10 protein-coding genes and 1 other annotated feature are annotated in these 8398 nt (G+C 54.0%); of the genes, 8 read left to right on the top strand and 2 right to left on the bottom strand.

Annotation, left to right across the window (positions count from 1 at the left end; translation table 11 throughout):
• The 4 genes from lacNas_RS05115 to lacNas_RS05130 all read left to right on the top strand — a co-directional run.
• Positions 1 to 932: nucleotidyltransferase family protein (locus lacNas_RS05115; protein ID WP_201346660.1), on the top strand; the 932-nt coding region annotated here is incomplete at its 5' end.
• A complete protein-coding gene (locus lacNas_RS05120; protein ID WP_201330385.1) occupies positions 932 to 1492 on the top strand; it encodes a DUF177 domain-containing protein in 561 nt (186 codons plus the stop codon). The genes lacNas_RS05115 and lacNas_RS05120, both read left to right, overlap by 1 nt.
• A 181-nt stretch (positions 1493 to 1673) precedes the next feature.
• Complete coding sequence (locus tag lacNas_RS05125; RefSeq protein ID WP_002879246.1) at positions 1674 to 2387, top strand: response regulator transcription factor; 714 nt, start codon at positions 1674 to 1676, stop codon at positions 2385 to 2387.
• Complete coding sequence (locus tag lacNas_RS05130) at positions 2380 to 3981, top strand: HAMP domain-containing sensor histidine kinase (protein ID WP_201330386.1); 1602 nt, start codon at positions 2380 to 2382, stop codon at positions 3979 to 3981. Before lacNas_RS05125 ends, lacNas_RS05130 begins: the two co-directional genes overlap by 8 nt.
• Before the next feature lie 49 nt (positions 3982 to 4030).
• On the opposite strand, the gene yidC is transcribed toward lacNas_RS05130, so the two are convergent.
• Both yidC and lacNas_RS05140 read right to left on the bottom strand, forming a co-directional pair.
• Positions 4031 to 5005, bottom strand: coding sequence for a membrane protein insertase YidC (gene yidC, locus lacNas_RS05135; protein ID WP_201330387.1), 975 nt, complete (start codon positions 5003 to 5005; stop codon positions 4031 to 4033).
• Positions 5006 to 5038: 33 nt separating this feature from the next.
• A complete protein-coding gene (locus tag lacNas_RS05140; RefSeq protein WP_201330388.1) occupies positions 5039 to 5311 on the bottom strand; it encodes an acylphosphatase in 273 nt (90 codons plus the stop codon).
• Positions 5312 to 5376: 65 nt separating this feature from the next.
• Between lacNas_RS05140 and lacNas_RS05145 the strand changes: the two genes are divergently transcribed.
• The 4 genes from lacNas_RS05145 to ytpR form a co-directional block, all read left to right on the top strand.
• Entirely contained in the window at positions 5377 to 6141 is a 765-nt protein-coding gene (locus lacNas_RS05145) for a TrmH family RNA methyltransferase (RefSeq protein ID WP_201330389.1), read from the top strand.
• A gap of 81 nt (positions 6142 to 6222) precedes the next feature.
• Positions 6223 to 6573, top strand: a complete 351-nt coding sequence (locus tag lacNas_RS05150) for a winged helix-turn-helix transcriptional regulator (RefSeq protein WP_201330390.1) — start codon at positions 6223 to 6225, stop codon at positions 6571 to 6573.
• 42 nt (positions 6574 to 6615) lie between these two features.
• Positions 6616 to 6817: a binding site (T-box leader), on the top strand.
• Between the two features lie 36 nt (positions 6818 to 6853).
• Entirely contained in the window at positions 6854 to 7903 is a 1050-nt protein-coding gene (pheS, locus tag lacNas_RS05155) for a phenylalanine--tRNA ligase subunit alpha (protein ID WP_201330391.1), read from the top strand.
• A partial coding sequence (gene ytpR / locus lacNas_RS05160; RefSeq protein ID WP_373868162.1) for a YtpR family tRNA-binding protein occupies positions 7903 to 8398 on the top strand: 496 nt, incomplete at its 3' end. The genes pheS and ytpR, both read left to right, overlap by 1 nt.

Consider the following 8398-nt stretch of genomic DNA (forward strand, 5'->3'; position numbering starts at 1 on the left):
CCGTCCAGGCGGCAGACATGTTTGCCACCGGCGGGGTCGACCTGTTGACCCGGCTGGGGGCGCAGACGCTGGTTTTCGGCGTGGAGGACGCCAATCTCAACTTTGAGTATTTCGGCGACCGTATTTCCAAGATTCCCCGGCAAAGAGAGGAATTCGCGGACTACAGCCAGACTTATTCCACCCAGTACAACCAAATGGTGGCCAGGGAGGTCGGCCATGAGGTCAGCGAACCCAACGCCATTCTGGGCCTGGCTTATGCCGTGGCCAATGCGAACCTGGGCTCGCCTTTGAAGCTCCGGCCAGTCAACCGGGTCGGGGCCGGGCATGACGACATCCTGCAAAGGGAAGCCGCCGTGCAGAGCGCCAGCGCCATCCGCAACCTGCTGTTAAACGGGGCCAGCTACGCCGAACTGGAACAGTGGCTGCCCAAGGGCGAAATTGCTGCTTTTGAGCAGGAAAAGGCCCTGCCAAACTGGGAGCTGCTGTTTCCTTTGCTGAAGTACCGGCTGGAGTCGGCTTCGATTGCCGAACTGCAGCGGATCTATCAGATGAGCGAGGGGCTGGAGTACAAATTCAAGGCTGAGATTCACCTGGCCCAGAACTTTGCCGAGTTTTTGCGCCACGTCAAGTCCAAGCGCTACACTTACTCGCGCCTGCGCCGCTTGAGCCTGTACACTCTGCTGAACGTTACTGAAAGCGACCTGCTTGGCAGCTACGATCACGTGTCAACGATGCTTCTGGGCTACAGCAAGCGGGGGCGGAAGTACTTGAAGAAGCAGCGGAAGAATTTTGCCGTCGACATCGTTTCCAAGGTCGACCGCAAGAATGCCCAGGAAGGGACCCTGGGCCTGCAGGTCAGAACAGACCGGTTATTTGAACAGATTGTTGGCGTCGATCAAAACTTTGGCCGGCGGCCACTCGAGGTAAATTAATGCTAGAACTTTCATTTTTTCAAATCAAAAACAGCCGCGAGCCTTTGACGCAGGTCTCAGCTGACTTGACGTTTGCCGACGGCTTTTACGAAAGATCCAAGGATCTGCTTTATGAGGTCAAGAACGCGCATGTCGAAGGACAGCTTTTTTACGACGAGCCTTTCGTGACCGGCAACTTCCAAGTGGAAGCCGACCTGCTGGTTCCGTCTTCCCGGAGCCTGGAAGCCGTGCCTCTGCACCAGAAGTTCAGCTTCGTTGAAAACTATTCCGACCATGAGCCGACGCAGGAAGAAAAGGAACTGGGCCTGATGATCATTCCCCTGGCCGATGACCGGATCGATGTGCAGACGGCCGTAGAAGACAACATCCTCTTGAACATTCCGACTACGATCCTAACTGAGCAGGAAGCTACAGAAGGCCTCTACCCTGAAGGCCAGGGCTGGGAAGTCGTTTCCGAGCAGGACTTTGCCGAGCAGAAGAAGGACCAGGTCAACCCGGCCTTCGCCCAGCTGCAGGACCTGCTGGACAAGATGCAAGCGGATGAAAATGAGGAAAAATAAAAGTACTCAGTTCTAAACAAGTCTTTTTCCAGAGAAAATTAATCTGGTGAAGACTTATTTTTATGGGGTACTTGTTAAAAAGGCGAATTTGGGCTATTCTAGAATTATTAAAATATACTTTAAGATTATACTTGGATTAAGCAGACCCAAAATTAATCAGTAGGATATGAGGGGATAAAACATGCCGAAAATTTTGATTGTTGAAGACGAAAAGAACCTGGCTCGTTTCGTCGAACTTGAGCTCCAGCACGAAGGCTATGAGACCGTTGTTGAAAACAACGGCCGCAAGGCTTTGGACCGTGCTTTGAGCGAAGACTTTGACGCGATTTTGCTGGACTTGATGCTGCCGGACTTGAACGGTCTGGAAATTGCCCGCCGCGTGCGGCAGAGCAAGACCACGCCGATCATCATGATGACCGCGCGTGACTCCGTGATCGACCGGGTTTCCGGCCTGGACCATGGTGCTGACGACTACATCGTCAAGCCTTTCGCCATTGAAGAGCTTTTGGCCCGCCTGCGCGCTGTTTTGCGCCGGGTCAAGATTGAAAAGGACGCTTCAAAGGACAAATTGCCGCGGCAAAAGGTAGTCAAGTTTAAGGACCTGACGATCGAAACTGCCAACAGAATCGTTCACCGGGGCGACGGCAAGACGGTTGACCTGACCAAGCGGGAATACAACCTCTTGATGACTCTGATTGAAAACAAGAACAATGTTGTCGGCCGCGACCAGCTTTTGAACAAGATCTGGGGACCGGAATCAAACATCGAGACCAATGTTGTCGAAGTCTACGTCCGTTACCTGCGGAACAAGATCGACATTCCCGGCCAGCCTTCCTACATCAAGACTGTGCGCGGAACCGGCTACATGGTAAGAGATGAGGAAGACAATGCCTAAAGCTAGCGCCGCCAGCGGCAAGAAGGAGACCAGACACGTTTCACTGATCGTGAGATGGGTCAGCATCGTCGCAATGACGATCGCGGTCTCTTTTCTTGTTTTTTCCGCTGTTGTTTACAATACCGTTAAGCAAGAAGCTCTAAGCCAACAAAAAGACACCTCCAATGAAGTGGTCAACATTTTGCGCAAGCGCCTGGTCGGCATCGACGACGAACTGGAAATCACCAACGTGGTCCAGCAGCTGTCCCCGAACACCAGAAGAATTCTGAAGGGCGGCCCGGCCCTGTCCCAGTCTGAAAACAGCAACAGCAGCGTTTTCGGCGACACGGTCCTGAGCACCGTGACCAACCCGGACGTGACGGTGGCCATTTACAACCTGCGCAACGAAATCGTCTTCCACAACGGCGACAGCGCGCCAAAGCTGGTCAAATTCACCAGTGAAAGCAAGAGCGTGGTCAAGGAGAACAAGAAGGGCAAGAGCATCCTGTACGTCTACCGCAAGGTCAGAAACCGGAGCACGCACAAATTGACGGGCTATATCGTCGTGCGCAACCAGATGACCAGCTACACCCGCTTGATCAGCCGCACCCTGAGCGCCATGCTCTGGCTCTCCCTGCTGGGGGTCAGCCTGGCAATCTTGATTTCCTACCTGGTCGTGCGCAACGTGGTCAAGCCGATCAACAAGATGTCCAAGGTGGCCAGAGAAGTCAATGATGACCCGAACAGCACGGCCAGAATTCCGGAGCTGCACAGAAACGACGAGCTGGAAGAACTGGCCCTGTCTTTCAACATGATGCTGGACCGGATGCAAAAATACATCGAGCAGCAGAAGCAGTTCGTCAGCGACGTCTCGCATGAACTGCGGACCCCGGTGGCCGTGATCGAAGGCCACCTCAGCATGCTCAAGCGCTGGGGCAAGGATGACCCGCAGATTCTGGAGGAATCGATCGATGCCTCTATTTCTGAAGCCGAGCGCATGAAGCACTTGATTCAGGAAATGCTGGATTTGACCCGGGCAGAGCAGATCAGCGTCCACTACCCGAACGCGATCGCTGAGCCGATGGAAGTGCTGACCAGAGTGGTCGGCGACATGGGCATGGTCCACCCCGACTTCAAGATTTCCCTGGAAGTCGAGGACCTTGACCCTGACACCAAGATCCAGATCTACCAGGGCCACCTGGAACAGATCTTGATCATTTTGATCGACAACGGGATCAAGTATTCAACCGACCGCAAGGAAATCGCCGTTTCCGCCGGCCAGTCCGGCCAGGAGATGCAGATCGTGGTTCAAGACTATGGCGAGGGGATTTCTGACGAGGACAAGAAGAAGATCTTCAACCGCTTCTACCGGGTCGACAAGGCCAGAACCCGTGAAAAGGGCGGCAACGGTCTGGGCCTCTCCATTGCCCAGAAGCTGGTGGAATCCTACCACGGCACCATTGACGTGGAATCCGTTCTGGGCCAGGGCAGCCAGTTCCGGATCATCTTCCCGGTCCTCAGCGACGAGGACGTCAAGCGCCTGCAAAGCCGCGAGCAGCAGAAGCAGGCAGAGGAAAGCGGCGAAAGCAGCAATCCGCAGTCTGCCGAAAGCTAAAAAGATCAAAAAAAGAACCGCCATTTGGCGGTTCTTTTTGTTTTGATCATTACTGTTTGTTGCGGTGCTGCTTGCCTTGGTTGCGCTTGCGCAGGTCGCTGTTCTTGCTTGGCGCAGGCTTGCCTGGCTTGGCTTCAGCGGCCGGCTTCAGGATCGCGTCAATCTTGGCTTGGGTGACCACTTCGACGATTGGGTTTTCAGCCAGTTCCTTGGATACCCGCTTCTTGGCCCGCGGCTGCACGATAAAGGTGGTGATCAGCTGCTGGATGACCATGACCAGGTTGCCGACTGCCCAGTACAGAGCCAGGGCGCCGGAGAAGGACATGGAGAAGAAGAAAGTCATGATCGGGTTCATCAGCATGGTGGCCTGCATGGTCTTCTTTTGTTCTTCAGGGATGCCAATCATGGCCACGTAGCTTTGAATCAGGGCAAAGACCGTGGCGATGATGGCCAAGGCCATGGACTTGCTGGACAGGGAAATGCCGAAGAAAGTGGACTTGGCCAGGGCGCTTGAGTAGGCAACGGCCTGGTAGATCCCGATCATGATCGGCATCTGGATCAAGAGGGGCAGGCAGCCCATCCCGCCAGTCATGGAAACATTGTTCTTTGAGTAGATCTCTCTTTGCAGACCGCTCAAGGCCAGCTGCTGGTCCGGAGTCATGCCCGGAGTCTTCATGGCCTTTTGCAAAAGCTGCATCTGCGGCTGCAGAAGGTGCATCTTTTCCTGCTGCAGGGTGGCCTTGTGCTGCTGGTTGAGCATGAGCGGCATCAAGATCACTCTGACTACCAAAGTGATGATGACGATCGCCCAACCGGCCCCGCTGGCCCCGCCAATGGCGTGGGCCAGGTTGACCGTGATGTGCTGCAGGGGCTGGCCGATCCATTCATAGATCCAGTAGTAAGGACCGCTGGTCGGCGCCTTCAAGCTGCCGTTTTTGCTGGACTGGCTGGCACAAGCCGAAAGAAAAAGCGGCAAGAGCGCCAGCAGGCTGATTGGTAATAGACGTTTTTTGATTTTTTTCATTGAATGCATTCTCTCCAAATTTTTAGGATCTGTCTAATATAATACATGAAAAGAATGCATTTGTTCCATATCGGGCAGAACTTTTGTGTCCAAACGTGAAATTTGGGCATATGTTGCCGCGCCTGGCAATTCAGCCTTGAACTTGACCAGGTCGCTGGGCGTGCCTTGAATGACGATGGTGACGGTGCCGTCAGGGTTGTTTCTGACGCTGCCCGGCAGGTGCATTTTCTGGGCCAGCATCTGCACGCTCCAGCGGAAACCGACGCCCTGCACGACCCCGTGCGCTAATAATTCCCATGTTTGCATTGTAATTACCTTCTTTATTTTTGGCAAAAAATCATTAAAATAGTATTTCTAAGGAGTATTTTATCATGCAAGAAAGAACATCTGTCAATAATCCGCAAATTAAGGCCATCGGCAAGCTCAGCCAGAAGAAGTACCGCGAGGAAAGCGGCTATTACCTGATCGAAGGCTTCCACCTGGTTGAAGAAGCCCTAAAGGCCAAGGCCAAGTACCGGGAAATTCTGGCCACGCCACCGGCTTTAAAGCGCCTGGAATCCCTGGGCCTGGAGTTTGACCAAGACAAGCTGATCAAGATCAGTGAGGGCGTGGCCCGGCACTTGAGCAGCACCAAAAATTCCCAGGACGTCTTCATGACCGTCAAGATCAACCAGCCGGAGCATTTTGACTTCAATTACGGCAAGTGGGTGCTCCTTGACGACCTGGCCGACCCGGGCAATGTGGGGACGATCATCAGAACGGCTGACGCGGCCGGTTTTGACGGGGTGATTCTGTCAAACAGAACGGTTGACCTTTACAATCCCAAGGTCCAGCGCTCCATGCAGGGCAGCCAGTTCCACCTCAGCCTGATCAAAGCTGACCTGCCTGAAGCCATCGCCAGCCTGCAGGCCGCTGACATCCCCGTCTACGCCAGTCTCCTGGATCCGCAGGCCAAGCAGCTGGGCGATTTCGCTCCCCAGGCGCAGGTGGCCTTGATTATCGGCAACGAGGCCCATGGGGTGTCTGCTGATATCGCGGCCTTGGCCGACGAGAAGCTCTACATTCCGATCAAAGGGCGGGCTGAATCCTTGAACGCGGCGGTTGCTGCCGGCATTATGATCTACCACTTCAGCTGAGGCGGAGACTTTTTGCTTGTTTTTGGTAAGTAACTTATGCTTAAATAGAGTTCATGGATATTAATTTTAGGAGGTTGCCCTATGACAGAATTATCCGAACAGGACGCACCGTGCTGTCAAAACGCCGAGAATTATGAAATGTGCGCCCGTTTCGTCAAGGCTTTTGAAATCATCGGCAAGAAGTGGAACGGCTTGATCATCAGCTCCTTGTGCGATACCAAGGCTATGCGCTTCCGGGACCTGGCTCATGCCATCGGCGCCTGCTCAGACCGCGTTTTGGTTGAACGGCTTAGGGAATTGGAAGCTGACGGGATCGTCAAGCGGTCGAAGAACGAGGAAAACAAGATCGTGCTTTACACTTTGACGCCGAAAGGCGCCGAACTGAAGCCGGTTTTCAACCAAGTTCACCTGTGGGCCGACAAGTGGGCGTAAAAAACAGCTTGCATTTAAGCGCGTTTTAGCCTATGATTTTAATTAATTACTAAGAACAAGACTAGTAGCAAGACTAAGCTTTAACAGGGAGGTTTCTTGGCAACTGAAAGGAAACCAAAGGGCAGCTTGCGAATTTCATCTTGCGAGTAGGATCTAATCAATTCCGGCTGCCGCCGTTATCGGTAAAGAGTGTAGGCCTTTTTGGGCCTAAACTAGGGTGGTACCGCGAAGCTTCGTCCCTTTTGGGGGCGGAGCTTTTTTTGTTGAAAGGAATAAGTAAATGGATTTATTTGATCGATTGAAGAAACTGCGTGAGCAGGGACTTGCTGAAATCAAGGAAGCTGAAAGCGAAAAGACGCTGAACGACGTTCGGGTTAAACTGGTCGGCAAGAAGGGTGAACTGACCGAAATCCTTCACCAGATGAAGGATGTTGCTCCGGAAAAGCGGCGCGAAGTCGGCCAAAAGGTCAACGAGCTGCGGGACCTGTTCAACGAAAACCTGGCCAGCGCCAAGGACGACCTTTTGCAAAAGGCCATCGAAGCCAGACTGGAAGCTGAAAGAATCGACGTTACCCTGCCAGGGCGCAGAAAGCACGTTGGTTCAAAGCACCCGATCAGAATCATCCAGGACGACCTGGAGCGTTTCTTCATCGGCATGGGCTACCAGGTCGTTCAAGGCCCGGAAATCGAAAGCGAACACTACAACTTTGAAATGCTGAACCTGCCAAAGGACCACCCGGCCCGGGACATGCAAGCCACTTTCTATGTTGACGCCGACCACCTCCTGCGCAGCCAGACTTCCCCGGTTCAAGCCCGGACCATGGAAAAGCATGACTTTGCCAAGGGCGACTTGAAGATGATCTCACCGGGCAAGGTTTACCGCCGGGACGATGACGACGCCACCCACTCCCACCAGTTCATGCAGATGGAAGGGCTGGTTGTCGGCAAGAACATTTCCTTGAGCGACCTCAAGGGGACTTTGGAACTGGTTGCCAAGCACGAATTCGGCCAAGACCGGGAAACCCGCCTGCGTCCAAGCTACTTCCCGTTCACCGAACCATCGGTTGAAATGGACGTTTCCTGCTTTGAATGCGGCGGCAAGGGCTGCGCGATCTGCAAGAACACCGGCTGGATCGAAGTGCTGGGCGCGGGGATCGTTCACCCGAACGTCCTCTCCAGTGCCGGGATCGACCCGACCGTCTACAGCGGCTTTGCCTTCGGCCTGGGTCTGGACCGGTTCGCCATCTTGAAGTATGGCATTGATGACATTCGTGACTTTTACAGTGATGACGTGCGCTTCTTGCAGCAATTCCGTCGGGAGGAAGATTAATGTTAGTTTCTTACAATTGGTTGAAAGATTTCTTGAACATGGATGGCGTGGACCCATACGCCTTGGCAGAAAAGCTGACCCGGTCCGGGGTTGAAATTGCTTCGACGGTTCACCCGGAAGAAGGACTGAGCAAGCTGGTCGTGGGCCACATTCTGACCTGTGAAAAGATCGAAGGCACTCACTTGAACAAGACTACGGTCGACGTCGGTGAAGAAGCAGCCCGCCAGATCGTCTGCGGGGCCCCGAACGTGGCGGCCGGCCAGGACGTCATCGTGGCTTTGCCAGGGGCGCATTTGCCAGGCGGCATCAAGATCAAGAAGAGCAAGATGCGCGGGGTTGAGTCAAACGGGATGATCTGCGGTTTGCAGGAACTCGGCTTCAGCGACTCAGTCGTGCCGCCGAAGTACGCCAACGGCATCTGGCTTTTCCACGACCCTGACCTCAAGCCGGGCGACTCCGTCTTTGAAGCTCTGGGGATGGACGACTACGTTCTGG

Source organism: Lactobacillus nasalidis (assembly GCF_016587775.1).
GTDB lineage: Bacteria > Bacillota > Bacilli > Lactobacillales > Lactobacillaceae > Lactobacillus > Lactobacillus nasalidis.